General features: G+C 64.5%; 30 protein-coding genes, 1 tRNA gene and 1 pseudogene. 12 read left to right on the top strand and 20 right to left on the bottom strand.

Annotation, left to right across the window (positions count from 1 at the left end; all coding sequences use genetic code 11):
* Positions 1-37 precede the first annotated feature (37 nt).
* Positions 38-304, top strand: a complete 267-nt coding sequence (locus ABW18_RS19980) for a GlsB/YeaQ/YmgE family stress response membrane protein (RefSeq protein ID WP_049700735.1) — start codon at positions 38-40, stop codon at positions 302-304.
* A gap of 87 nt (positions 305-391) precedes the next feature.
* A tRNA-Pro gene (locus ABW18_RS19975) sits at positions 392-465 on the top strand.
* Positions 466-623: 158 nt separating this feature from the next.
* On the opposite strand, the gene ABW18_RS19970 is transcribed toward ABW18_RS19975, so the two are convergent.
* The 14 genes from ABW18_RS19970 to ABW18_RS19910 form a co-directional block, all read right to left on the bottom strand.
* Positions 624-947, bottom strand: a complete 324-nt coding sequence (locus tag ABW18_RS19970; RefSeq protein ID WP_049700734.1) for a hypothetical protein — start codon at positions 945-947, stop codon at positions 624-626.
* 2 nt (positions 948-949) lie between these two features.
* Positions 950-1,270, bottom strand: a complete 321-nt coding sequence (locus ABW18_RS19965; RefSeq protein ID WP_083444471.1) for a hypothetical protein — start codon at positions 1,268-1,270, stop codon at positions 950-952.
* Between the two features lie 78 nt (positions 1,271-1,348).
* Complete coding sequence (locus ABW18_RS19960) at positions 1,349-2,182, bottom strand: phage major capsid protein (RefSeq protein WP_049700732.1); 834 nt, start codon at positions 2,180-2,182, stop codon at positions 1,349-1,351.
* Positions 2,183-2,317: 135 nt separating this feature from the next.
* A complete protein-coding gene (locus ABW18_RS19955) occupies positions 2,318-2,539 on the bottom strand; it encodes a hypothetical protein (RefSeq protein WP_049700731.1) in 222 nt (73 codons plus the stop codon).
* A 13-nt stretch (positions 2,540-2,552) separates the two neighbouring features.
* Positions 2,553-2,705 (bottom strand): hypothetical protein, encoded by a 153-nt coding sequence (locus ABW18_RS22930; protein ID WP_160318058.1) that lies wholly within the window; start codon positions 2,703-2,705, stop codon positions 2,553-2,555.
* A 15-nt stretch (positions 2,706-2,720) separates the two neighbouring features.
* A complete protein-coding gene (locus ABW18_RS19950; RefSeq protein ID WP_200903293.1) occupies positions 2,721-3,275 on the bottom strand; it encodes a hypothetical protein in 555 nt (184 codons plus the stop codon).
* On the bottom strand, positions 3,272-4,609 hold the full coding sequence (locus tag ABW18_RS19945) for a phage portal protein (RefSeq protein ID WP_049700730.1): 1,338 nt from the start codon (positions 4,607-4,609) through the stop codon (positions 3,272-3,274). Before ABW18_RS19945 ends, ABW18_RS19950 begins: the two co-directional genes overlap by 4 nt.
* 9 nt (positions 4,610-4,618) lie before the next feature.
* Positions 4,619-6,088: a terminase TerL endonuclease subunit gene (locus ABW18_RS19940; RefSeq protein WP_049700729.1), complete on the bottom strand. Its 1,470-nt coding sequence runs from the start codon at positions 6,086-6,088 to the stop codon at positions 4,619-4,621.
* Positions 6,089-6,548: 460 nt separating this feature from the next.
* Positions 6,549-6,836 (bottom strand): hypothetical protein, encoded by a 288-nt coding sequence (locus tag ABW18_RS19935; protein WP_049700728.1) that lies wholly within the window; start codon positions 6,834-6,836, stop codon positions 6,549-6,551.
* Positions 6,833-7,060, bottom strand: a complete 228-nt coding sequence (locus tag ABW18_RS19930; RefSeq protein ID WP_049700727.1) for a hypothetical protein — start codon at positions 7,058-7,060, stop codon at positions 6,833-6,835. The genes ABW18_RS19935 and ABW18_RS19930 overlap by 4 nt, the downstream gene beginning before the upstream one ends.
* Complete coding sequence (locus tag ABW18_RS19925) at positions 7,057-7,368, bottom strand: hypothetical protein (RefSeq protein WP_049700726.1); 312 nt, start codon at positions 7,366-7,368, stop codon at positions 7,057-7,059. The genes ABW18_RS19930 and ABW18_RS19925 overlap by 4 nt, the downstream gene beginning before the upstream one ends.
* Before the next feature lie 216 nt (positions 7,369-7,584).
* Positions 7,585-8,850 carry an AAA family ATPase gene (locus ABW18_RS19920; RefSeq protein WP_049700725.1) on the bottom strand — a complete coding sequence of 422 codons (1,266 nt, stop codon included), beginning with the start codon at positions 8,848-8,850 and terminating at the stop codon, positions 7,585-7,587.
* A 163-nt stretch (positions 8,851-9,013) separates the two neighbouring features.
* Entirely contained in the window at positions 9,014-9,244 is a 231-nt protein-coding gene (locus ABW18_RS19915; RefSeq protein WP_049700724.1) for a helix-turn-helix domain-containing protein, read from the bottom strand.
* Positions 9,245-9,478: 234 nt separating this feature from the next.
* On the bottom strand, positions 9,479-10,579 hold the full coding sequence (locus ABW18_RS19910; protein ID WP_049700766.1) for a tyrosine-type recombinase/integrase: 1,101 nt from the start codon (positions 10,577-10,579) through the stop codon (positions 9,479-9,481).
* A 323-nt stretch (positions 10,580-10,902) separates the two neighbouring features.
* Here ABW18_RS19910 and ABW18_RS19905 point away from each other — a divergent pair, with 323 nt between their 5' ends.
* Positions 10,903-11,847, top strand: coding sequence for an AbiTii domain-containing protein (locus tag ABW18_RS19905; RefSeq protein WP_049700723.1), 945 nt, complete (start codon positions 10,903-10,905; stop codon positions 11,845-11,847).
* Between the two features lie 556 nt (positions 11,848-12,403).
* Complete coding sequence (locus tag ABW18_RS22810) at positions 12,404-12,973, top strand: hypothetical protein (protein WP_152930153.1); 570 nt, start codon at positions 12,404-12,406, stop codon at positions 12,971-12,973.
* A 644-nt stretch (positions 12,974-13,617) separates the two neighbouring features.
* Here the strand turns inward: ABW18_RS22810 and ABW18_RS19890 are convergent.
* Both ABW18_RS19890 and ABW18_RS19885 read right to left on the bottom strand, forming a co-directional pair.
* Positions 13,618-14,304, bottom strand: coding sequence for a DUF899 domain-containing protein (locus ABW18_RS19890; protein ID WP_049700720.1), 687 nt, complete (start codon positions 14,302-14,304; stop codon positions 13,618-13,620).
* 191 nt (positions 14,305-14,495) lie between these two features.
* Positions 14,496-16,160, bottom strand: coding sequence for an ABC-F family ATP-binding cassette domain-containing protein (locus ABW18_RS19885; protein WP_049700719.1), 1,665 nt, complete (start codon positions 16,158-16,160; stop codon positions 14,496-14,498).
* 77 nt (positions 16,161-16,237) lie between these two features.
* Between ABW18_RS19885 and ABW18_RS19880 the strand changes: the two genes are divergently transcribed.
* The 6 genes and pseudogenes from ABW18_RS19880 (at position 16,238) to ABW18_RS19855 (ending at position 19,581) form a co-directional block, all read left to right on the top strand.
* Positions 16,238-16,633 carry a tautomerase family protein gene (locus tag ABW18_RS19880; RefSeq protein ID WP_049700718.1) on the top strand — a complete coding sequence of 132 codons (396 nt, stop codon included), beginning with the start codon at positions 16,238-16,240 and terminating at the stop codon, positions 16,631-16,633.
* A gap of 79 nt (positions 16,634-16,712) precedes the next feature.
* Positions 16,713-17,294, top strand: coding sequence for a dihydrofolate reductase family protein (locus ABW18_RS19875; RefSeq protein WP_049700717.1), 582 nt, complete (start codon positions 16,713-16,715; stop codon positions 17,292-17,294).
* A gap of 47 nt (positions 17,295-17,341) precedes the next feature.
* Positions 17,342-17,689: a VOC family protein gene (locus ABW18_RS19870; protein WP_049700716.1), complete on the top strand. Its 348-nt coding sequence runs from the start codon at positions 17,342-17,344 to the stop codon at positions 17,687-17,689.
* Entirely contained in the window at positions 17,686-18,579 is an 894-nt protein-coding gene (locus ABW18_RS19865) for an exodeoxyribonuclease III (RefSeq protein ID WP_049700715.1), read from the top strand. The genes ABW18_RS19870 and ABW18_RS19865 overlap by 4 nt, the downstream gene beginning before the upstream one ends.
* A 169-nt stretch (positions 18,580-18,748) precedes the next feature.
* A pseudogene (locus ABW18_RS23525) lies at positions 18,749-18,922 on the top strand (ATP-binding protein); the annotation flags it as partial.
* A 50-nt stretch (positions 18,923-18,972) separates the two neighbouring features.
* Positions 18,973-19,581 (top strand): MSMEG_1061 family FMN-dependent PPOX-type flavoprotein, encoded by a 609-nt coding sequence (locus ABW18_RS19855; RefSeq protein WP_049700765.1) that lies wholly within the window; start codon positions 18,973-18,975, stop codon positions 19,579-19,581.
* On the opposite strand, the gene ABW18_RS19850 is transcribed toward ABW18_RS19855, so the two are convergent.
* The 3 genes from ABW18_RS19850 to ABW18_RS19840 form a co-directional block, all read right to left on the bottom strand.
* On the bottom strand, positions 19,575-20,393 hold the full coding sequence (locus tag ABW18_RS19850) for a DUF1684 domain-containing protein (protein WP_049700764.1): 819 nt from the start codon (positions 20,391-20,393) through the stop codon (positions 19,575-19,577). The two genes, ABW18_RS19855 and ABW18_RS19850, sit on opposite strands and share 7 nt — an antisense overlap.
* A gap of 137 nt (positions 20,394-20,530) precedes the next feature.
* Positions 20,531-21,343, bottom strand: coding sequence for a bifunctional hydroxymethylpyrimidine kinase/phosphomethylpyrimidine kinase (gene thiD, locus ABW18_RS19845; RefSeq protein ID WP_049700713.1), 813 nt, complete (start codon positions 21,341-21,343; stop codon positions 20,531-20,533).
* 140 nt (positions 21,344-21,483) lie between these two features.
* Positions 21,484-22,857, bottom strand: coding sequence for an NADP-dependent succinic semialdehyde dehydrogenase (locus ABW18_RS19840; protein ID WP_049700712.1), 1,374 nt, complete (start codon positions 22,855-22,857; stop codon positions 21,484-21,486).
* A 104-nt stretch (positions 22,858-22,961) separates the two neighbouring features.
* Here ABW18_RS19840 and ABW18_RS19835 point away from each other — a divergent pair, with 104 nt between their 5' ends.
* Complete coding sequence (locus ABW18_RS19835) at positions 22,962-23,384, top strand: nitroreductase family deazaflavin-dependent oxidoreductase (RefSeq protein ID WP_049700763.1); 423 nt, start codon at positions 22,962-22,964, stop codon at positions 23,382-23,384.
* 80 nt (positions 23,385-23,464) lie between these two features.
* Positions 23,465-23,962: a flavin reductase family protein gene (locus tag ABW18_RS19830; protein ID WP_049700711.1), complete on the top strand. Its 498-nt coding sequence runs from the start codon at positions 23,465-23,467 to the stop codon at positions 23,960-23,962.
* Here the strand turns inward: ABW18_RS19830 and ABW18_RS19825 are convergent, their stop codons facing one another.
* A complete protein-coding gene (locus ABW18_RS19825) occupies positions 23,963-24,199 on the bottom strand; it encodes a hypothetical protein (RefSeq protein ID WP_049700710.1) in 237 nt (78 codons plus the stop codon).
* Between the last annotated feature and the right edge of the window lie 94 nt (positions 24,200-24,293).

The raw sequence follows: 24,293 nt of genomic DNA, 5'->3' as shown, positions 1-24,293 counted from the left end.
AGCGAGTCCCGCCCGAAGTCGTGACATACTCCCATGCGTGCTTATCTTGGCGATCATCGTATTCGGGATGGTTATCGGCGCCCTCGCGCAGCTGATCATCGGTGGCAAGAACATGTGGAACATCGACTGGACCTTGGCCATCGTCGCGGGCCTGGTCGGCTCGTTCGTCGGCGGACTGTTGATCAGCCTGCTCTCGGGTGACGGACTGTCGTTGCGTCCGAGTGGAATCATCGGATCGTTGGTCGGCGCACTCATCGTGACCGGTGGCTGGATCTGGTACCGGAAGCGCTCCACGGTCTCCTAGCAGAACCGTCGGCGCGGCCGTGACCAGGCGATTAGCCTCGAACGGCCGCCGTCGGCTAATGTTGTCGAGGCCCTCGCGAGAGGGCAACGGGCTGTGGCGCAGTTTGGTAGCGCACTTGACTGGGGGTCAAGTGGTCGCAGGTTCAAATCCTGTCAGCCCGACAGATTGACCAGCGTAAACACGCTGAATCAGGGTCACCGTGCCCACTACGTGCCCAATCAGCACATGACAGAGGCCCCGGATCTTCGGATCTGGGGCCTCTGTCAGCGTGGTGCGGGAACCTTCCGGCCTCCGCGTATTCGATTGTGGGACCAGTATCTCAGCCGGACCCGAGCGACATCATCACCTCGTAGTGGTGCGGGGTGTTGCCGCTGCCGATGCGGTAGGGCATCGCTCGCCCTTCCAGCGTGTACGTCTGCGCTCGCCAGATGACGGTGGTCACCTGCTCGATGCGCGGATCTGTCACGGTGAGCCGGTACGTCGTGAGCGTGGTCGATCGGCCGCGCTGGGCTTGCTGGTCCCCGGAGATCGGCGTGACCGATGCGCGGATCGGGATGTTCTGCACCGGGATGGGATCATCGTTCTCATCGCGTCCGCCACCGATCTTGAGCGTCACTGAGTCCTTGAGTGGCAACCTGGGCACGGTCAGGCCGCCTTGCGTCGGTAGCGGTCCAGGACGATGCGCTCGGCGAGGGTGAAGCCCTCGAATGCCTGATTGAACGTCACGACGCCGGTCGAGTACCGCAGACCTTCGGGGTTGGCGAGCATTCGCGCTGCTGCCATTTGAACCACGGCATCGACGCCGGGACGGGTGGTGATCCCATCGGCCTTGACGTGCTGCCCGCGGGTGTAGGCGTCGCACATGGCCGACGCCATGGTGATCGCCTGGCCAGCCTGGGCCATGAGGTCGGTGTCGGTGGTCGGCTCCCCGAGCCACTTAACGAGATCCGTTGGTGTTACTGCCATGTCGGCCTCCTGGTGAAGCGGCCCGAGACTTGGGAAACCGTGACGAAACCCAAGCCCCGGACCACGATTGTGGGACCGTCAGGCCGCAGTGAGGACGACGACACCTTCGGGGTGCAGGAGCCCGAGATCGAACCGCGCGACGACGCGGATCGCGGTCTCGTCGGTCGCCGCGTACAGCTCGGGGAGCAGGGTGACCGAGGGTGCGAGATCGCGGGCGATCGCCACCTGGTTGGTGTCGAGCAGGATCGCCTTGCCGGTGGCCAGCTTGTTGGTCGGCGTCACCTGGATGCCGAACAGTCGATAGACGGCATCGGCGGTGAGGTCGGTCTCCAGGAGGTAGCGGCCCTGCGAGTCCTTGGCCTTGCGCAGCGCGATGAAGTCCTGCGAGTTGATGAACCATCGGTTGGGGGTCACCTCGGCCGCGTGCGCCTTGGCGATCGCGTCCAGGTAGCTGTCCGGGTTGTCGGCGTCGAGCACGCCGGTCTGGACTCCCGCCTGATTGACGATGCCCTTGATGGTCTTGGTGGCCCCGGTACCCGACAGGAGCGCGGTGTCGAGCGCGTTGGCGACATCGGTCACCAGACGGGTCTTGAGCACCGCGTCCAGGCCGATCACGCTCTGCCGGATCAGTTCGTTGGTGAACCGGACGATGACCTTGAGCGACTTGAGATCGGACGGCAGGAGCTTGACCTCATCGAACGACACGTCGCCCTCGGGGATCTGGGCACCCTCGGCGACGAATCCGACCGATGCGCCGGAGGTGAGTCGCGGGATGCGCAGCGGGCTGGAGGTGTCGAAGATCTTCGGCGAGCTGGCCAGGACGACGGACTGGGCCTCCAAGGGCTGGACCAGGAGGCTGGCGACCTGCTCCTGGAGCAGAGTCGGATTGGTGGTGGTGGTTTCGGTTGCCACGGGATTCTCCAATGGTGAAGTGATGGAACAGGATTCACGCGATTGGAGCACCTGGCTCACTCAGCGGTCGAGCAGAAACGGCACCGGGCCTCATCCCACTATATGAGATGAGGCCCGGTGTCGGCAACGATGAGGTCACTCGATGCGCGAGGTGTTCGCCTCGATGCCGTCAGTGTGATCCTTGATCGCGCCGAGCGCCTTGAGCGCCTTGGCGTGGTCGTCCTTGAAAGGGAGGATCAGCCCGTCGTGCAGGAGTTCGTAGAGCCCGTTGAGGTTCTCGTTGATCTGTCGCAGTTCATCCAGGATCTGCGAGTTGCTGACTTCCTCGTAGTCCGGGTTGATGTTGTCGTTCGACACGTCCGTTGTCCTGTCAGTCGTCGTAACGCGCGGGGTTGGCGGCGAGAAACGCGTATGCCTCTGCCCACTCCTTGACGCGGCTCCCAGCGGTGTCGCTGGCTGCCTTGTCGAGCACGTGCTTGACCGCTGCCTCCCACTTCGCCCTGATGCTGTCTTCGTCTGCCACGGTTTTCTCCATCTGTCAGACCCGGCCCTGCAACATGCCGAGTAGGTTGACCTCCGCGGGTGCGGAGCCACGACTACCTTGCCCTACGTCACCGACAAACCGACGTGCTTTCAGGTGCGGCTTGTCGGCGAGCAACGCGTCGATCGCGGCCTGGAGCGCTTCGGGGGACTCCAGGTGTGCAGCGTCGAACGGCAGGTCGGCCGGATCGGCGAGCGCGCCGGTCTGCTCGACCTGGAGCCGGTGGAGCTGCTGTTCCAGATCGCGGACGCGGGTCCGGTATCCGGCCGACTCCTGTCGGAGTTCCTGCACGTACTCGCGTGAGAACGTGTCGGTGTCGCCGGATTCCGTTGTGTCCGTTGCGCCGTCAGTGTCCGCCGATGCCTCGGAATTGTTGGCCGCTGAGTCGCCCGCTGCCGGAGTTTCGGAGTCACCCTGGGGTGATTGGTCCCCGGATTCCGTGTTCTGCGAGCCGGTTTCGGCGTTGGCGGGGCTCTCGCTGCCGGTGGTCTCCGTTGCCTCGGGAGCCTCGTCGGTGGGGTCCTGCTGGGTCTTCTTGTCGTCGTCGGTCACGCTGCTGCCTCCGGGGTCGAGCTGGTGGTGTCATCTGCCGGTCCCTGCTCGGGGTTGTCGATGCCCAATCGCGTGCGCGCTTCGGTCGTCGTGATGATTCCCGCTCCATGGAGCTTGACCACCGCGTCCGCTTCGGCGGCTGCCGAGCGCGTCGATGGGTCCGCCCACTGCACGCGCGGCGAGTAGTCGGCGACTTCGCCACCGCGCTCGACGGCGAGGATCAGTCGAGCGACCTGCTCCCACGCGCGGCCGAACACCGCTTGCCGTGCCTCCGCGCGTGCCGTGAGAGCTGCCTCGGCGGCCCGGATCGCGTCCGCAGACGCCGGGACCGTCGAGTTGATCCCGAGGTAGTGCCCTGGCAGGCCCGAGACTGCGCTCGCCTGCTGGAGTAGGACCCGGACCGCGGTGTCATATCCCGACAGATCCGCGCCGGGAAGTTGCCCGAACTTGCCGTCAGCGGCCTCGTTGACCATGAGCCGGGAGGTCTCCGAGATCGGATTGACCACCTCCATCACGGGGTCACCGTCGTCATCGAGCACGGGCTCCCCGTTGTCGCCGATCTTCGGCTGCTCCTCCAGCTCCAGCCCCGTCGCCCATCGGCGGGGACGTGCGCCGTACTCCGATGCCGTCAACATGTCGGCCGAGATCTTGTTCAGTGCGTCCACGATGGGGATGAGGTCAGTGAACTCGGAGACGCCGAACACGTCGAGCGGGCGATCGGTATTCGTCAGCGCGACGACGGGGACCGCGAGGAGCGGATTGTCGATCACCTTGGTGATCTTCGCGCCGGTGATCTGGGCACCGTCCCCGATCAGATGCTCAATCCGATCCGGCCGGTAGATGACCCATCGGGTGGCTCCCTTGGTGCCGTCCGGTGCGAGGTCTGTCCAACGCTTCACTGCTGCAAGGGTTTCCCCGCTGCCAGCATCGCGGTATACGGCGACCTGGCGGCCGCTCTCGACGGTTGCCACCGCCTTGCCCGCGGTGTTGGCCCAGACGATGACGGCCGCCTCACCGATCGCCAGGGCCTCCCGGTGCCCTGCTGGTGAGGCCTGGTCGAGATCCGAGCGCGTCCACGCCTCCCAGAGCGCGGTGTCCCGCTTCCCCTCGGCGTCGATGAACCCGGTGACCCGCAGCCGCTCGGCGATCGCCGACACGGCCAGCCGGGGGAGGTTGGTGGCGATGCGGTCGAACCGCTGCCCGATCGCCTTCTTGGCGTCGGGGGACAGAAACGCGAGCGGCTGCTCGCCCGCGTAATACTGCGAGAGCAGGTGTAGCCGCGCGGCGCGTACGTCGAGCGCGCGGTCGAGTTCGATGTTGCTTACTTCGGTCACTGTGATCTCCTATGCCGCAAAGGATCTGACGCGGCGTCGTTTCGGTTTCTTGTGTGCTCGCCAGGTGGCGCGTGAGTGGCCCATCACCAGACAGGCCGCCAGGTCGATGCGGCGGTTGCTGCCTCGTTTCGACTTGTCGAGCCGGATTCCCCGCGCGTCCTCGGTGACGATCGCGTTCGACACATGGCGCGCGAGATCCTTGTTGCCTGAGTGTGTCACCAGACCGTTGCCGCAGGCCTGGATCAGCTCGGTGGTGGCCGGTGTGAGCCGGGGTCCGTTCTGGGGGAACTCGGTAACCGGGAGCCCTTCACCCTCCAGGACTTGCAGTGTGCGAGCCCACCGGAACGGATCGGCGACGATCTCGACCACCTGGTACTCACGGCAGAGTTCGCGGATGCGGTTCTCGACATCGAGAATCGGGACGCGCCAGTCGGCGTTGCCCTCCGGCGGCTCCCAGAGCCCACCGACATCGAAGTGAGGCCGATCGCTCACGGTCGCCACAACGATCGCGGTCGCGTCCTGCGAGTGGCTGCCGTCGAGCGCGAGCACGACGCGGGCACCCTTGCCGATGCCCTCCCCGGTGGCCAGCGATGCCCACTGGCCTTGAGGCAGGAACGATGAGTCATCGTGCTCGACCCACTGGCCCAACCGAGCGCGTCGGAACTCGCTCTCGCGGCTCCTGGGTGGCAGGGACGCGCGCAACGTCGAGCGCTGCACAAGGTCATCCAGGCCAGGATTGGCCGCCGCCCATGCCTCCTCGTCGTCTACGTCGCAGCCGATCGGCGCGGCGAACTCGACCAGTCGCAACGATTCACTGTCGGGGTTGGCGCGGCCGTCGAGTACCAGGTCCATGAGCGGACTCACGTCGCGCCAGGATGGTGGTGACGGTGTACCGATCGCGAGGAGCTGCGAGCCCTCCCGTTTACCCGTCGAGTGGAGCGTCGCCTCGTACGCGTCGCGTCGGACGAACCCGATCTCGTCAACGATCGCCAGCGATGCGTCCTCGCCTTCCACACGGTGAGCCTCACCGGGTAGTGCGATGATCTGCGAGTCCGATCCGGGTATCACGATGCGGTCTTTGTAGGTCATCGCGCGTGATTCCAGCTCGGGATTGAGGCTCACCATGCGGGCAGCGGTCGCCAACAACCTCATCGCCGACCGTTCATCCTGGGCGACGATGACCGCGCGGGCACCTTCCACGCCGGACATGAACACGTGATGCAACGCCAAACCTGCTGTGAGAGTTGACTTTCCCTGTCCACGTGGCAGTACCCACACGTTCAGCGGCACGCGGTCATCGAGCAACGTCGAGACAAGTTGCCGCTGCCACGGCCGGACCTTCACCGGCGTCCGGGCACCTGTGCCCTTCGGCGTGATGAGGTAGCGCGCCGCGAACAACTCGAACTGGCGAGCACCCTTCGCGCGGGTCTTCCACGCCAGCGGCGACTCATCGCGTGAGCCCTTCGGTCCTGCCTTCACCGTCTCACCTCCCGGTCCAAGTGTCCCACATATTGAGACTGTCGCGGGTCACCGCAGGTCAGCGGTGTGAGATCGCGTTCTTGCCTAACCGGCGGAGTCCGGGAGGGGTCGGCGAGCGGGTGCCTCCCCTGGGGGCTGAGAGGTCCTCTCGCGGCCCCACGTCGCGCGTTGCACCCTCGGCACACAACATCGACATCGCGGAGCCTGACAGCCAGCCCGCGGGCGGTCCGGTCCCATGCCTCCGGCGAGTGGTCACACGTGAGGTCCTCGCGGGTGCCGCAGTCCGAGCAGAATGGCTGGAGCCGACGTGCCTTGGCGCTGAGACGTTCCCAGCGTGCGTTGTACCCGCGCGAGGTCGCCGATGCCCTCGGTCGTCGCGCGTCTGCTGCACGTGCGCAGTCGGGGCACCTGCCCGCTCCATGGTGGGGCTCACCGCAGACGGTGCAGGGTCGGGGAGGCATCAGTCACCGTCCTCATCGAGCCGGTGCTCGCGTGCAGCGTCGATCAGTCGGTCGAGCGCGCCGACGTTCTGGGTGAGCATGTCGAGCCAGGCGAGTGGTCCGCCCTCGACGGCCTGCTCGGCGAGCCCGAGCGCGTACGCGGTTAGGCAGTCGAGCATGTGCGCGGGGTCGCAGTTGGTGGCGATCGCCATTCGGCCGGCGGTGTCACCGAGCACGGTGGCGCGCATGTACGCGAGTGCGTCCCTCATGTCGTCGGTGTCGAGTCGTCGGGGTTGTTGTGTGGTCACGGGTGTTGCCTCCGGTGTCGTAGGTGTTCGGTCTGTGCTCGGTGTTCTGCTGCTTCTCGTTGCCCGGCCTGCTGCTGTCGCAAGCGCTCGCGGCCGTCGAGCCAGTCGTCCAACATGTCGGCCAGCTCCAGGCACCACTCCCGAAGGGTGAGCACCTCCTCGGCTGCTGGATCTCCCCGATGCCGCAGACGCATATCGACGCCGGGGATGCGTGCTGTTGTCACTGGTCGCAGTCCTGCCGGTGCTCGCCCATGGCGATGAGCAGATCTCCGATGCCTGAGCCGGGTGTTACGTCGGCGTCGGCGGCCGACAGGATGCCTGGAGGTCGAGCGGCGTCGTGCAGTGCGTCAGTGAGGAACTCGGCGACGCCTTCGGCGTGCTCGCGGTAGGTGTAGGTGCCGTCAAGGCGCAGCATCACGTCGAACCCACCCGATGCCGTCTGCACAATCTGGATGGGATGCTGTCGAGCTGCCTCGCGGGCCAATGCCCTCAGCATGATGGTCAGAATGGGGTTGTCGATGTGGTCACTCACGAGGTTGTTCTCCTTGGTTGTCTTCCACCGCCGCTGTTATCCACCACTCCGGGCCTTACAGGCCCAGCGCGGATAGCGCGGATAGTTGCGCGGATAGAACGCGGATAAGCGCGGATGCGCGGATAGGTCTGTTCTTGCAGGTCAAGCGGCATCGGCTATCCGCGCTACGGTGGACGGCTGTTGCGCGGATGTTTGCGCGGATAGAGCGCGGATAGATCAGGCATCGGTGCCCTCATTCCGTGCTGAGAACGGCAGGATCTTGGCATCGGCGACGACGTGCAGCACCCTTGCTCGGCCCTTGCCGGGGATCTCCTCGACCTCTCCGCGTCGGCGGAGTTCGGCGAGTGCGTCGAGCGCTGACTCGCGTCGCTTGGTCTCCTGGAAGTGGTCACGAAACTCTGACTTGTTCGGAGCCATGTCGGCGGACTCGCGGCCTCGGATGTACTCCAGCACTTCGGCCTGGAGCGCGGCGTCCTTGGCGGCCTTGGCCTCTAGCGCGGCCTTGTCCACAACGAGCGGGTCGGCGTGAACCGGGACCATGGAGGTGGGCCAGATGCCGTTGTCGGAGACTTCCACCTGCTCGATGCGGAATGCCCATCGGCCGGTCTCCGGTCGGTGCTTCTGTTTCGTCGTGGTCATCTCGACCTGTCCGGGAACCGGCTCATCCTTGGTCAGGAGGAACACGGAATCGGCCGCGCCTTCCCAGGCCGATGCGCCGCGTCCGCTGGTGCCACCCTTCGGCGGGTGGTGCAGCACCATGACGGCCGCGCCGGTCTGCGCCCGGAGGTGGTCGGCCTTATCGACGGCATCGGATGCGTCGCTGTTGCTGTTCTCCTCTAGCCCGACTTGATGACGTGCGAGTGTGTCCACGACGATCAGTGCGGGCTTGTAGTCCTTGGCGACCTCGACCAGCTCATCCCATGCGTCAGACATGAACGGAACCGCTCCATCGACGCCGCGGAACCACGGCCGGATCTCGTCGCGCGAGACCCCGTGATGCTTGAGCCACGCCTCCAGCCGGATGCCGAACGCGCGCCCGCCACCTTCACCAACGAGGTAGAGGACCCGTCCGCGTGTGGTCTGGTGGCGTCCCCACCACTTCCCACACGCGATACAGAGCGCAATGGCCAGGGCGATCGCGGTCTTATAACTGCCTCGGTGCCCGATGAGCATGGAAGTACCGCCACCGTCGAGCACGTCCTTGACCAGAGCCATGGGTGGCTCTGCGTCCAGGAACCCGTCAACGTCGAGCAGACGATCGGTGAGCGTGCCGTTGATCGCCGCAGCTTCGGCGCGTTCCTCGGCGTCGATGATCTTCTTGTTGGCTCGACGCCTGCGCTCCTTGTCGAGTTCGTCAGACTTGAGCCTGGCCGCCTTGTTCTCCGCCCGCTTGACCGCTGCCTTGAGTTCGGTGATCTCTGTGGCGATGACGCCCTGGACGGTCGTCACCTCGCCGGTGCTGAGGGTGATGGTTTCACTCATCGGCGACCACCCGCCAGACGGTGGGGGAGCAGGACGCCGACGCCGTAACCGGCCGGGTAGGCCAGCGCGGCCACGATGATGAGTAGAGCTGAGATTGTCACGGTTATGCCTTTGTGAGTAGGACGACGAAAAACCTTGTTCGGGTTGGTATTTCGTGTCCGCGTCACGCGGCGTCGGGGCTGATGTCCCCTGATGTCTGTGCAGCGGCGAGGAACCGCTCGACTTCGGCGGGCTCGATGCGGATGACGCGCTCGGAGAGCCGGATTGCCTTGAGTCGACCCTCGGCGATCCACCGCCGGACAGTGCGATCGGACACGCCGAGTTCCTCGGCGAGCGTGGTCGGGGTAGAGAAATTGCGCCGCTTGGTCGCGGGGGTGAAGTTGCGAGAGGCCACGGTGAGAACTCCTGAGATCACGAAGGTAGAAATCACTCCGTGGTCCCAGGGTTTGCCCTGGCCCATTTTACGGCGCTGCGCTGCGGTGAACCTCTTCTTCTCCGAGTCTTCCAGCCCGATCGCGGAAAGCGATGAGCACGACGGTAGCCGACGCGTCCGATCGAGTCAAACATGACTTGTCGAGATCCGTTGCGCCCGTGTTGACTTCACGCGTCAACACGCTAACGGGGAGGGTTAACTCCAGAGGCCCTGGACCAGGCCGCGGGTCCGGCTCTCGGTGCTGTGCGTGTACCGCGCTGACATCGACGCCGAGGTGTGGCCCATCAGCACCATGTGGTCGGCCAGCGTCGCACCGGCCTGCGCGAACAGGGTGGCCGCAGAGTGTCGCAGATGGTGCGGGGTGAGGTCCGGCTTGCCGATCGCCTCGGCGGCGCGCTGGAAGCTGTAACGGAACGTCGCGGCGAACACTATGGCCCCGCTGGTGGTGGTGAACACCAGACCGTCGCGGCCGGTGACGTATGTCTTGAGGTGTTCCTCCAGAGCAGGCCGCAGTCCCTCGGGTAGCGGGACGGTCCGCAACGCGGCGCGCGACTTCGGCCGATCGGTGACGAACTTCCCATCGACGCGGACCACCGCGCGCCGGACCGTGACGGCCAGCGAGTCCTTGGACATGTCGATGTCCGATCGTCGGAGCGCGGTGAGTTCGCCGAAGCGCAGCCCGCTGAAACCACCGAGCAGGATCAGGGCCTTGTATCTCGGAGTGATCTTCTCGGCCAACGCGCGGATCTCGTCGGGAGTGAGTGCGATGGGCTCGGACTTGCGGTGCTTCACGGCCGCGCGCTTGATCCGCGCCGGGTTGGCATCGAGAATCTCGTCATCGACGGCCTGATTGAGGATTGTCCGTAACAAGCTGTAGGCGTTGGCATTCCGCGTCGGGTAGTCCTCCAGACCCGCGAACCACTCGCGGATGTCGGAGACCTTGAGGGCCTTGAGCCGGTGGTCTCCCAGGCCGGGGAGGATGACGTTGTCGAGATACCCGCGATTGAGGGCTCGGGTGCGGGGCTTGTGCCGGTTGACCGTCTCGTCATGCCAACGGTCTGCGTACACCTTGAGGGTGAGTCCGCCGGTGACCTTCTCCTCGGCGCGTGTCGTCGGTGGGGTCCACTCGTCGCGCTCTATGAGACGCCTCTCGGCGGCGAGCCACGCCTCGGCGTCGATCTTCGCGGTGAAAGTGGTCGGTGCCGCATGGCGCGCGAGGTCCGGGCCGACGTAGCGGGCTTGAAACTTCTTGCTCGGCAGCTTGCGGATGCTCCCGAACGACCGTTGTCCTGCCATGCCCATGCCTCCGATTCGTGCCCACTACGTGCCCAATGAGCTTACATCGGTGCCGCTCACGTGCGCTTATGTCCGATCGGTGTTCGCCTGGTGGAGGGCACAATTGAGCAACAATCGGCAGGTCAGAGACGGTTTTGATGCCCAGATTCTCCACAGGTTCAAATCCTGTCAGCCCGACAATTGAATTAGCAGGTCAGGGGCCATTTTCGGATAGATCCGAGAACGGTCCCTGACTTGTATTTCAGGCCCATCCTGCCAAGAACCTGCCAGGGGGCAACGACGGAGTGGCGTGTTCGACGGAGTGATCGAGGGCGGAGCGAAGCATGGGCAGGCAAGAGGACGCGCTACGCGTTGCCGAGGAACTGTTAGCCGACATCGAGCTCAAGCGCCTGCAAGCATCAGAGATCGCGTTGAAGGCGAACAGAGTAGCCAGACTCGTTGGGCACCGCGATCTGACTGAGTTTCTTGAACACGAGCGAAACGGCTACCCGCTAGACGGCTCGGCTAAGAAGTGGATTGGTCGGGCGGGCCGATGGGGACCCGACAATGATGGCAAGTTCTACCCGATGCCACTTGCCAAGGTCGACGCGGGCCTTGGCAGCGCCCACGAAGCACTGGCGGCTCTGCGAGGTGGTGGAAACTACTCTGGTGACTACATTGCGATCGCCTCACGAGAGCACGACAAGCGAATCACCACCGCTTCAAGGCAAATCGCGATAATGTCCGGTATTGCCGGGCAGGTCGTTTCCACGATCTACGACTTGATCGTCGAGATTTACCACGAACTGCTTTTCAGCGAGTTGCAAGCCACGCTTTTCGGCGACACTCAAACACGGGTGGATGGGCTGCTGTCGGTCGCGAGTGGGTCTGCCCTTAACAAGATCGAACGCGTTTCGGATCGCCTGCGCGATGGAGATTCTGAATCCATCAGTCAGGCGCTCACGACGTGTCGGCGGCTGATTGACTCGTGTGCTGATCACGTTTTTCCTGCGCGGGCAGAGCCGTATGAAATGGATGGTGAGGCCAAGTTAACCGTCGGACAGCAGAACGTTCTGAATCGACTACAGGCGTACATGCATCAGCTTCAGATCCCGAAGAGCCGGCGCGACCGGCTCAGACGAACGTTGAGCGATCTCTACGGCCGGTGCTCAGCGGGGACGCACGCAGAGGTGACTGTCGATGAGGCTCGATTCGTTTTTTTGCAGACGTACGTCGCCCTCGGAGAGATTTTGACGCTGGACGGTGCTCCCGGCGACGTCCCAACCTAGTTGCGGCGTCCGTCTGGCGCCTCCGCGTGACGCGATCGCGATCGGCACCGAAATCCACCCCTGCCGCACGCAGGACACGCGGCAAGGTGGGTCTCGTCGACTAAGTTGCGACCATGGCTGATAAACCTGTGACGACCTGCCGTTTTGTGGTTGTGGCCGAGGACGGGCGGCGCTCCGCAGTGTGGCGCGTGTGGACCGGCGACAAGCGCCCCACGGATGAGGTCTACGCCGCGCCTCGACTGCGGGCATCCGAGGTGAAGTTCAGCCTTCACAGCAGCGGGTACAGGCAATTTGGGCATACCGGACCAACTCGCGGTGCGATGCGGGCTGGCGATCGCGCAGCGATTGCGCGCTGGCAACGAGTTGAGGGCACACAGCTTGGGCACTGGGACATCGCGCTCATGCTGTCGTTTGCGGACAGCGAGTTGCGGACGAGTCCCGGTGAGGTCGGCTCGAAGGTGACTCGAATCCCGGCAGCACCGGACGGTCAGCAGACAGCGTCCTAGTGCTTACCACCGAGTCGTCAGTCGATGAACCAGACTTTGGAGCGATCGCGATGTTGGATCGCGAGGTCGGTCGTCGCACGGTTGCCGTCGGCGCAATGCACTGGCCGGTCGATCCTAACCAGCCGAAACACCACGAACTTCGCTCTGAACTCTCCACGTCGATCCCGTTGGTGATTCCGGGAATTGTCAACCCTGAGCCTTTCGACCTTTGGTTTGGTGCGACTGCGGGCGGTGGTGCGCCTTTGGCTCTGGAGCTTGCTCGCGACGAGGTCGAATCACTGCCACCATTGCCTCCGTTCATCGGGGAAGTGCTGCCGTGGGATGAGTGTCCGGCTGATCAGCTTCGAGCACAGCCGTTGTTCTGCGGACTGCTGGTAATCCAAGGCGACGGCAGTCGGCAGTTGTACGTTGACCAGCGAGCGCGTTGCAATCATTCAGAACTTGGACGGTATGCCCAAGAGCTGTGTGACAAGGCCGAAACGCACGGATACGACGGGGGTTGGGGGCACTTTTCCAACGGAGATCGATGGGCGGGCATTTCTAGTCCAGTCGTTCTGGATGACCACCAGCTCGAATGGGAAGACGGCGGCGTAATTAACCCACCTCCGTTCGGTGGCTGACGGCGACTACTCTAGCCAAGTGGTCGCGACGGCCCGGCTCGTATCTGACACCCATCGACCGCTCGGCGATGGCCAAGTCTTCGTTCTCAGTGGGCGCGACGGTGTCCCGGATTGCCACGGTGTTGCGCTAGTCGTCGTCGGAGAGGTGGCGACCAGCGCCTTACCTAGACCCTCGATTTAGCCGCCGCCGAACACCCACGGCTGGCCGAGCGGAGTTCGAGCCAGCGCTACCGCTGGTCATGATCAGGTGCGCTTGTGCCGCAACCGATGCGACCGCAGCAGAGGCATGGATCACACCCGGTCGACGCTCACAGCTCTTACCAGCGTGGGCAGTCGTTCGTCGATCAGAGTCGTGATCGCGGATAACGTGATTAAGCTCGTCGAGCGCCCAAATGACGCAATCGAGCCCACTAAGTCCGATGTCGAGGCCACGGCCAAGTCGTGGACGATCGCCGAGGTAGTCCGACGCAGCGAAATCCCTTCGGGGAAGCATCGGAAGGGGTTTTCTCGTCTCCGGGATTCCGCTGGTAGCGGCCAGTCGAGTTCCGGTTGCCCATAAGCGCGGATTCCGCGCGTGGGCAACCGCAAGCGGACACCGCCAGGGAGCGGCGCGCTGTGGGAGGTCCCGCCCCTCGGCAGGTGCGCTAGTCGTTCTCGTACCGGTCGCTGAGGCGCATCCACGAGTACGTCGGTTCCTGCGGGACACCGGGTGGCGAGTTCTCCCAGTCCTCTTGACGACCAAACGGCGTGAGGTCGAGAAGGTCGAACACGAGCATGAATGTCTCCTCGCCTCGACCGAACGTCGACCACGTGTGAAATACACGGTCACCCCGGCGAAGGAAGACGCTGATCGCCTGGCGCTCCTCGCCGTCGACGGTCGCACCGAAGTCGGTGTTGAATGTGTCGCCGACGGTCGAGTACCACGGCAGCTGCCAGCCCATGCGATCCCTGAAGGCACTCAGCCGATCCAGTGGTGCACGGGAGGTCAGGACGAACGACGTCCGTCGAGCGTGGAGGTGGGAGAGCGGACCGATATGGTCGGCCATCATCGAACAGCCGTCACAGCCTTCCTCCCAGTCAGGACCAAACATGAAGTGCTGCACGATGAGTTGAGGCCGTTCGTCGAACAGGTCAAGCAGTGTCACGCGGCCATTCGGGCCTTCGAAGGCATAGTCCGAGCGCACTTCGACCATCGGCATGCGGCGTCGTGCCGCGCTGACGGCGTCCTTCATTCGGGTGAGCGCCTTCTCCTGCTGCAGCAGAACACTCCTGGCGTCGTCCCAGGTAGCGCGGTCGACGATGGGGGGCCAGTCGGGTTCGCTGCTCGTCATCGGCGCACCTCTTCCGTGCGATCACTACCGCGCTGTAACCGTGCCTCGAGCGATGCGTGCATTTTGCGTCCACCCTTCACCGTGATGTCCACCATTCAGCACCACCGGACGTCGCATTGTTCCCATTTGGGTAGATTGCCGGGAAGCCTGCCGCCAAACCGGCGCGCAACCTATCGCGGTCGCCGCCCGGATCACTCGACCGTCACGTGCCCGCCGTCGACGTGCCATCGGGTATCGATGCGCACCTTCTCGAGCATCCGACGGTCGTGGGTGACCAGTAGCAGCGCGCCGTCGAACGACTCGAGTGCCGCTTCGAGCTGTTCGATCGCGGGCAGATCGAGATGGTTGGTCGGTTCGTCGAGCACGAGTACGTTGACTCCGCGCGCCTGAAGTAGTGCCAATGCCGCGCGGGTGCGCTCGCCTGGTGACAGGTCGCCGACGGCGCGGTCGACGTGGTCGGCGCGGAGGCCGAACTTCGCCAGTAGTGTGCGTACCTGTTCGGTCGAGTAGTCGGGGACGAGTTCCTCGAACCGGTCGGCGAGCGGTTGTGGACCGGTGAATTGTCCACGCGCCTGGTCGATTTGGCCGATCGCCACACTCGCGCCGAGACTTGCCGTGCCCTCGTCGGGCGTCACGGACCCGGTGAGTAGGCGCAGGAGTGTCGACTTTCCGGCTCCGTTGGGTCCGGTGATGCCGATCCGCTCGCCGGCGTTGACCTGCAGCGACACCGGACCGAGGGTGAAGTCTCCCTGGCGTACAACGGCGTTGGCGGCCGTGGCGACGACCGAGCTCGATCGCGGCGCCGATCCGATGGTGAATTCGAGCACCCACTCTTTGCGGGGCTCGGCGACTTCGTCGAGCCGAGCGATGCGACTCTCCATCTGCCGCACCTTCTGTGCTTGCTTCTCGCTGGACTCGCTGGCCGCGCGGCGTCGAATCTTGTCGTTGTCGGGAGCCTTGCGCATGGCGTTGCGCACGCCCTGACTCGACCACTCTCGTTGAGTGCGCGCCCGAGCCACGAGGTCGGCCTTCTTCTCGGCGAACTCCTCGTACTCCTCGCGGCGGTGGCGCCGCGCGACCTCTCGCTCCTCCAGGAAGCTCTCGTAGCCGCCGTTGTAGACGGTGTTGGTGTGCTGGGCGAGGTCGAGTTCGATCACGCGAGTCACGCAGCGCGCCATGAACTCTCGGTCGTGACTCACCAGCACAATGCCACCGCGCATGCCGCTGACGACGTCTTCGAGTCGTGCTAGGCCGTCGAGATCGAGGTCGTTCGTGGGTTCGTCGAGGAGCACGACGTCGAAACGTGAACACAGCAGCGCGGCCAACCCCACGCGAGCGGCCTGGCCTCCCGACAGTCCGGTCATGAGTGCGTCTTCGGGAGGAGTGTCGCCGGTTTGAAGGCCGACGTCGGCGAGTACGGCAGGCAGTCGCTCGTCGAGATCGGCGGCGCCGGTCGCCAGCCAGTGGTCGAGTGCAGCCGAATACACATCGGCCGGATCCTCTGCGCCAGACGCCGGCGTATCGTCGGCCAGTGCTGCCGCTGCTAGCTCCATGGCCTCGCTGGCCGCGGCGCATCCTGTTCGTCGAGCGACGTACTGTGCGACAGTCTCACCGGGCACGCGCTCGTGCTCCTGCGGCAGCCATCCGACGAAGGCGTCTGCCGGCGCACGGCTGACAGTGCCTTCGAGCGGAGCGAGGCTGCCCGACAGGACCGCCAGCAACGTCGATTTGCCCGCGCCGTTGGCGCCAACGACCCCGACAACGTCGCCCGGCGCGACTGTCAGATCGAGGTGATCGAACAGCACACGATGGGCGTAGCCGCCGGCGATGTCCTTGGCGACGAGTGATGCGGTCATTGGTACATCGTCGCACTCACATCGTTGCGGCATGCTCGCCGAGTCCGCCCGTGGTGGGCAGAAGGTATCGTTTCTTGATGCCAAGCACCCAGGTCGAAGTTCGTCGGACGTACGCCCCAGAGACCGAGGCGGCGATTCTGGACGCGGTTCACGAATCCTTGGTCGCAGCGTTCGCGATCCCTGTCGAAGACAAACACGTGAGACTTGTTGTGCACGAGCCTCATCGCTTCGCGGTACCGCCGACGCTGTCCTCGCCGGAGGCGTACACCCTTGTCGTCGTCGACTGCTTTGCCGGCCGGAGCGTCGACGCCAAACGTGCTCTCTACCGAGAGGTTTCACGACGACTGGGCGTGCTCGGCATTCCGGCTGATCACATCACCGTCATCGTTCGCGACATCGAGACCACAAATTGGGGTATTCGAGGCGGACAGGCCGCCTGTGATGTGGACTTGGGTTTTGATGTCAACGTGTGAGTGAAGCGCACGCCGCCCCACGACGACGCGCGCGTGGGGAGGCGCAGTCGATCGACGTCTGTTCTGCGAGAATCAACCGATGCGCAGACTCGTCTACTACGTGGCAACGACGCTCGACGGATTCATCGCAGGACCCGACGGTGGCGACCCCTCCGGCGCCGACTTCTTCCCGGTCACCGACGACGTTGTGCAGTTCATCGTCGAGAATTATCCCGAGACGCTACCGGGGCCTGCGCGCGAAGCACTCGGAATCGACGGTGCAGGAACAGTTTTCGACACCGTCGTCGAGGGGCGTGCATCGTACGAGCTCGGTCTTGCCGCGGGTATCGACGACGCATATCCGCATCTTCGCCACCTGGTGTTCTCCACGACGCTTCCCGACAACAACTCTGGTGCGGTGGAGATCGTGCGAGAAGAACCCGCCGAGATAGTGCGCGAACTCAAACGCGAAGAGGGACTCGACATTTGGCTCGTCGGCGGCGGAACGCTGGCACATGCGTTGCTTCCCGAGATCGATAGGCTGGTGCTCAAAGTGAATCCGTCGATCATCGGCAGTGGCGTGCCCCTGTTCAACGGGCCATTCGCGCCGACCCTGTTCACCCCGGTCAACGAGACACATCTGCCCGGCGGTGTACGGGTGCTCACCTACGACCGCCGCTGACGGCAGCCCTGGCCGTCGGGCCAGGCAGTCGGTGAGAGAGTGGGAGCATGCACGTTGATCGAGTGGTTCCCAATCTCACCGTCTCGGACCTCCACCAGGCCGTTGCCGAGCATTCTGCGATTCTCGGGGTGCGCGTCCTCATGGATCACGGGTGGATCGTGACTCTGGGAGACGACGACGGGCACCAGCTCAGCATCATGACCGCCGACGCATCCGCGCCGGTCAACCCCGACGTCTCGATCTTCGTCGACGACGTCCGAGAAGCGCTCGCCCGGGCTCGTGACGCAGGAGTGGAGATCGTGCACCCGCTGACCGACGAACCGTGGGGCGTCACACGATTCTTCTACCGGGCGTCCGACGGTCGAGTGATCAACGTCGGCACTCACACGCGATGAACGACGCCGGGTCCACGTCCGACGACCGGACTGACCCGTTCACCGTGGTGTCGTTCAACGTCAACGGGATTCGAGCAGCGCGACGTCGGGGATTCGACGGGTGGTTGGCAGAACGAAATCCCGACGTCGTGGCGCTTCAGGAACTGCGCTCTCCGGCAACGGAAGTCGGAAGTTTCCCCGGCTACTCGGTGGCGCTCGACGTCGGGTCGATCGCCGGACGCAACGGCGTGGCGATTCTGACGAAGACACCACCGACCGCAGTGCGGACCTGGCTGACCGATCCGCCGAAAGCACGCGGCCTCAGCGAGTTCGCCACGCACGGAAGGTACATCGAGGTCGACCTCGCCGACCGACCGGTCACCGTCGGATGCATCTACCTACCGAAGGGCGGACTGCCCGCGCATCGTCAACGAGCAGGAGCCATGCGCGACGCACCCGACGGTGGAGTGAAGTACGAACGTAAGCAACGATTCCTGAGTGCTTTTGGTCGCGAGCTGAACCGAAATCGCCTGTCGGTCCAACGCGACGGTCGGGAATTTCTGCTCGTCGGGGATCTCAACATCGCCCACACCGAATACGACGTGACCAACTGGCGTGCGGCCCGGTCGATGGACGGCTTTCTGCCCGAAGACCGCGCCTGGTTCGACGCGGTCCTGGGGTCGCGTCGACTCGTCGACGTGGTCCGGCAGGTCTATGGCGACCGACCCGGACCGCTGACCTGGTGGAGTTGGGCGGGGGAGTCGTTCGCCAAGGACGTCGGCTGGCGCGTCGACCATCAGCTCGCCACGCCAGGTCTGGCTCGCCGCGCGGTGTCGGTGACAGTGGACAAAGAACCGTCACCGGCGCAGCGATTATCAGACCACGCGCCGCTCGTGGTGACCTATCGGTAGCGGCGATTTGTGATGCGGGTTGACGGCCGCCAGTGTGGTGCGCAGGTTTACTCGTGACGCCGACGACGCGAATGCCGCGACGGCTACAGAGAGCGCAAGCATGATCGGGTATTGCGTGACGAGCTGATCCGCCGACCAATAGTTGCAGAGCTGAAACGCTGACAGCAGCCGCGCGGACACCGCGCGCACGTCTGACCGCGATGACTCCGCGACGACTGGCGCAGGTCTGGGCCTCGCGATCGTGCGGGGCATCGTCGAAGCGCACGGTGGCACCATTCGGGCGCAGCGCACGGCCGCCGGCTTTCAACTGGATCTGGAACTGCCGACCGCCGCAGCCGGGTGACCGCGTATCGAGTTGACTGGGCATCGAGTCGCCTGGGCATCATGGAGGGTATGCAGATCACCACGCAGGCACAGTTGCGGGAGATCGTCGGACATCCGGCAGAGATCATCGCGAACAAAGCCATGTCGCAGCTGCTGTCGGCGCACATCGAGTGGCTCGCTGCGACACCGATGATCTTCCTGGCCACATCCGACGCGTCGGGGCGTGTCGATGTGTCACCCAAGGGCGACCCTGCGGGCAAGGTGGTGCACGTCATCGACGAACGCACCATCGCGATCCCGGAGCGCCCCGGCAATCGGCGGGTGGACGGCTACGAAAACCTTCTCAGCAATCCGCACATCGGCGCGATCGCGGTGATTCCTGGGCGCGGCGATACCTTGCGGGTCAACGGATCGGCACGCATCGTCGACGACGGTCCGTACTTCGATCAGCTCGCGGTCCGTGGCAAGCGACCCATCCTCGCCGTCGAAGTCGACGTCGAGGAGGTGTTTTTCCACTGCTCCAAAGCGTTTATGCGATCCGAACTCTGGAAGCCCGAGACGTGGGAACCCACCAGAGTGCCGAGCACCGCGAAGCTCGCCAAACAGGTGATGGCGGGCCTCGACGACATTCCGGACGAGGAGTTCGGAGACGAAGCGTACCGACCGTGGCTTTACTGAGCTGAGCGCTCGTACGGCGTCTTCTCGCCGGCGGTGACTTCGACATCGAGGTGGTTGCCCGCGGGCGGTAGCGGGCACGTGGCGAAGTCGATGAACGCGCACGGCAGATTGGTCGCGCGATTGAAGTCGAGCACCACACGTCCGCCGTTGCGCAGAACCTCGTCGGCAGCCTCGACGGCCAGGCTTCGATTCGCCGCGTACGTGGTGATTCCCGAGGTGGCGTCTGTGAACAGGACGCTCAGCCCGCCCTGCTTGCCGTTGAAGGCGATGAGTCGACGCTGCTGCCCGTCGTGGTCAAAGACCAGGTCACCGGGGGAGACGTACACGTGGGCCAGGCCCTCCGCGACTGCGCCGACGGTGACCGGCCGCGGCTGTTCGTATGGCTCGAACCGCGCTTCGACGACCCACGCGGGATCGGCGTCATACGCTGGCACGCCGCGAAAATTGCGCACCGTGGGCGCGTTCTCGTTGTGCACGCGGATCAGATAGCCGTCGCCGCGACGTGCGACCTCGATGTGCACATTGTCGATGTCCACAACCTCGCCCGGGCCGGTCGGTTCGAGGTCGAAATCGCGGGCGTCGAAGGACTCGCCGTCGCCTGGTCGAAGGTGGGCGGTCGGGCCGTCGAACCACCAGGTTCCCGGTAGTCCCTCGAAACGCGACGGTTGGGTGTCGAGCCATTCGAGGCGGTTGATCGACAGCCATCCAAGCGGAGCAGCGAGGTCACGCTCGCGAATGGTGTGCCACTGCTGCCATTCGTCGGCGAAGTCGCCGTCGGCTGGTGTCGTCGGGGTGGACAGTGCTCCGGTCATTCGATGCTCCCTGAGTCGTCGCGGATGTGACTCTTTCTGCAACGTCGACGACGTCGCACCCATGGCCATTCGCGTCCGCTGGGCGCAACCCTTGACGTCGAGGCAGATTGCCCTGACTCACGTTGAAAGTGTGCAGCTCAGCCCTCGAGCGCGTCCACGAAAGCGCCCTGCCACACGGTGTCGAACGGCGTGTGCGCCGACACGCGGCCGTTGATTCCCGCTGTGGTGAACTCCTTGGCGAACGCGACAGCGTCTCCGACCTCGGCGCCCTTTGCCAACTCGGCGGTTATGGCGGCAGCGAGCGTGCAGCCGGCGCCGGAGACACGCTCCGACCCGACTTTCGGCGCAGCCAGCACGGTCACGTCCGTGCCGTCGAACAGCACGTCGACGGCGTCGTCGCCGGGGAGCTCGACGCCGCCCTTCGCGATGACGTACTTCGGCCCGAGATCGGCGATCCGGCGCGCGGCCTCAGCGAGATCCTCGACGCTGGTGATCTCGTCCATCCCGGAGAGGATCTGCGCCTCGAAGAGATTCGGGGTGACCACCGTCGCGAGCGGAATGATCTTCTCCCGCAACGCGGTATCGGTGTCGAGGGCAGCTCCAGGCTCCTGCCCCTTGCAGATGAGGACGGGATCGACGACGACGTGACGCCACTCCCGAGCGGCGAGGGCGTCGGCGACGACGTCGATGGTCGCAGGCGTACCGAGCATGCCCACCTTCACCACGTCGAGATCGTGGGTGGCGGTGGCCGCTTCGATCTGGTCGGCGATGACCTGCGGTTCGACAGGGACGAACCGGTGCGCCCACCTGTTCTTCGGATCGAACGAGACGATGCAGGTGATGGTGCCGACTCCGTAGACACCCAGCTCCTGGAAAGTCTTCAGATCGACTTGGATCCCGGCGCCGCCAGTCGCTTCCGAACCGGCGATGACATATGCAAAATCAACCACTCATCAAGCCTACGACTCCGCAACTTGCGGCCTGAATTCGCCTTTCACGAGGGCGACGATGTCTGCCGCAAGCCGAGGCGGGCGCGACCGGTGCGGGCGTGTGACCCCTCACCAGACGATCTGACGATCAAGCCGCCTGATCAGGCAATCCAGACCGTCTTGATGTTGCAGAACTCGTGCATGCCGTGGGAGGTCAGTTCGCGGCCGTTGCCCGACCGCTTGATTCCACCGAATCCCAGTTCGGGATACGAGGTGGTCATGCCGTTGATGAACACCTGGCCCGATTCGATCCGGTCGATGAATTGATCCTGTTCGGCGGTGTCGGTGGTCCAGGCGTTTCCGCCGAGGCCGAAGGTGGTGTCGTTGGCGATCGCAATCGCCTCGTCGATGTTCTCGACTCGATAAAGCGCTGCGACCGGTCCGAACGCTTCGGCGGAGTAGATCTGCATGTCGTCGGTGATGTCGGCGAGGATCGTCGGCTCGTAGAACCAGCCGGGTCGCTCGACTCGGTTGCCCCCGATGAGTACCTTCGCGCCCTTGCCCACCGCGTCGTCGACGAGTTCTTCGAGATCGGTGCGTCCCTGTTCGGTGGCGAGCGGTCCGACGTCGGTGGCCTCGTCTGTGGGATCTCCGATGACGAGCCCGCGGAAGCCGTCGGTGAACGCGTCGACGAATTGGTCGTACACATCGGCGTGGACGATGAATCGTTTTGCGGCGATACAGGATTGGCCGTTGTTCTGCACTCGTGCCGTGACGGCGGTCTTCGCTGCGGCCGCGATGTCGGCGCTGGGCATGACGATGTAGGGGTCGCTTCCTCCGAGTTCGAGCACGGTGTGCTTGACCTCGTCACCCGCGATCGCGGCCACTGATCGACCCGCTGGCTCGCTTCCGGTCAGTGTCGCTGCGGCGACCCGTGGGTCGCGCAGGATCGACTCGATCATTCCCGAACCGATCAGGAGTGTCTGGAAGCAGCCCTCCGGAAAACCGGCTCGACGCAGGACGTCTTCGAGATACAACGCGGACTGCGGAACGTTGGAGGCGTGCTTGAGGATGCCGACGTTGCCTGCCATCAACGCGGGTGCCGCGAAGCGTACCGCCTGCCAGAGCGGGAAGTTCCACGGCATGATCGCCAGTACGACGCCGAGTGGTTGGTAGCGCATGTATGCGCGACTGGCGCCAACGGCCTCGGCGTCGGCGGGCTCGTCGGCAAGCATGGCGGCACCGTGGTCGGCGTAGTAGCGAAAAGCCTTCGCGCACTTCAGTGTTTCTGCCTTGGCGGAGGCAAGGGTCTTGCCCATCTCCTCGGTCATCATGGCTGCGACACCGTCCGCTTCGGCTTCGAGCAGGTCGGCGGTGGCACGCAGCCAGGTCGCCCGCTGCTCGAACGACGTCGTGCGATAGCTGGCGAATCCACTGACCGCGCGGTCGAGCGCCTCGTCGACTTGCGCTTCTGTCAGGGAATCGAACTCCCGGACAGTTTCTCCGGTCGCCGGATTGATGGTGGCAATGGCCATGTCGCTGGTCCTTCCGCGTCGGGTCCCCTTTCATGCCTACCACTCGTGATCGAAACGTTGCGCCGATGCGGAATCAGCGCGGTACGGCGAGTGTTGTGCGAGCCATGAGCGAACAACCGGAATTGAGCCCGAGCGACTGGGTACGCGATCAGACCAAGAAGATTCTCGAGCAGGGGACAACCGACGGCGTGCAGGTCGCCGATCGTCCCGTCGTGCTGTTCACCACTACGGGTGCCAAGTCGGGGAAGAAGCGCTACACACCCCTGATGCGCGTCGAGGAGAACGGCAAGTACGCCATGGTCGCGTCCAAGGGTGGCGCTCCCGAGCATCCGGCGTGGTACTTCAACGTCAAGGCGCACCCACAGGTCACAGCCCAAGACGGTGACAAGGTGTACGAGCTCACCGCCCGCGAGGTCGAGGGCGACGAGCGTGCGCATTGGTGGGAACTCGCGGTGGCCGCCTTCCCGCCCTACGCCGAGTACCAGACCAAGACCGATCGTCAGATCCCGGTGTTCGTGCTCGAGTGACGATATCGGCAGCTCCCGCGGGGTGATTTGCATCCCATCTCATGGACTTGAAGTGCCCTTGAGGTTTTATTGTCGACGGTATGCAGTCACTGTCTGACGCGGTGGATGCGCGCATTGCCTTCACTACCGCGTTTCGTCTCCACCCCGCGGGGGTTGCCATTGTCGCCGCCGAGACTTCTGAGGGTCTCGCGGGCCTGACGGTGTCGAGTTTGGCGTCGGTGTCGGTCGACCCGTTCGCCGTGTCGTTTTCCGTGACCAGTTCGCGGGGGAGTGCCGGCGCGGTGCTCGGCGCTGACACCATCGGAATCAGTCTGCTCGACGCCCGACACGTCGACGTTGCCGACGCCTTTGCGCGTCCGGGCGCACCCCGATTCACGACGAACCAGGGCTGGACCAGCTTCGAGTCGGGCGAGCCGATCCTGCGCGATGCACACGCGGCGTTGTGTTGTGTCATCGTCGAGACGATCGCGGTGGGGTCGTCGACCCTCGTCGTGGCCGAAGTGCTCGAGACGCGGCTCGGTTCGTCGACGCAACCGCCGATGGTCTACCGCGACCGCGCTTTTCACACGCTGACCTGATCAGTCCTCGGGCAGCCCGGCGAACGTCTGCTTGACGCCCTTGTACCAACCCATCGACTGGCGAGGGTGGCGCCAGCGACCTTTCATCGCGTCGCGGGCATCCTGATGCGTTGCGTCGCCGGCCTTTTCGGCATCTTTGAGGTGCTGGTCTTGCGCTTTGATGATGTCGTCAGCGGTCGCGCCGTGGTGCGCCAGTCCGCACGGACCTCCGAGCTGCGTGCAGGTCATGGTCTTCATTGGATCTCCTCAGTGACATGGCCGGTTCTTTGTCATGCGGCCGGTTGTGGTGCTGCATAGGGATGACGAATCGGCGGCCTCGAATGTGACCGAA

Origin of the sequence: Gordonia jacobaea (assembly GCF_001186365.1) — a bacterium.
Taxonomy (GTDB): Bacteria; Actinomycetota; Actinomycetes; order Mycobacteriales; family Mycobacteriaceae; genus Gordonia; species Gordonia jacobaea.
This window is presented reverse-complemented; position numbering and strand designations above follow the sequence as displayed.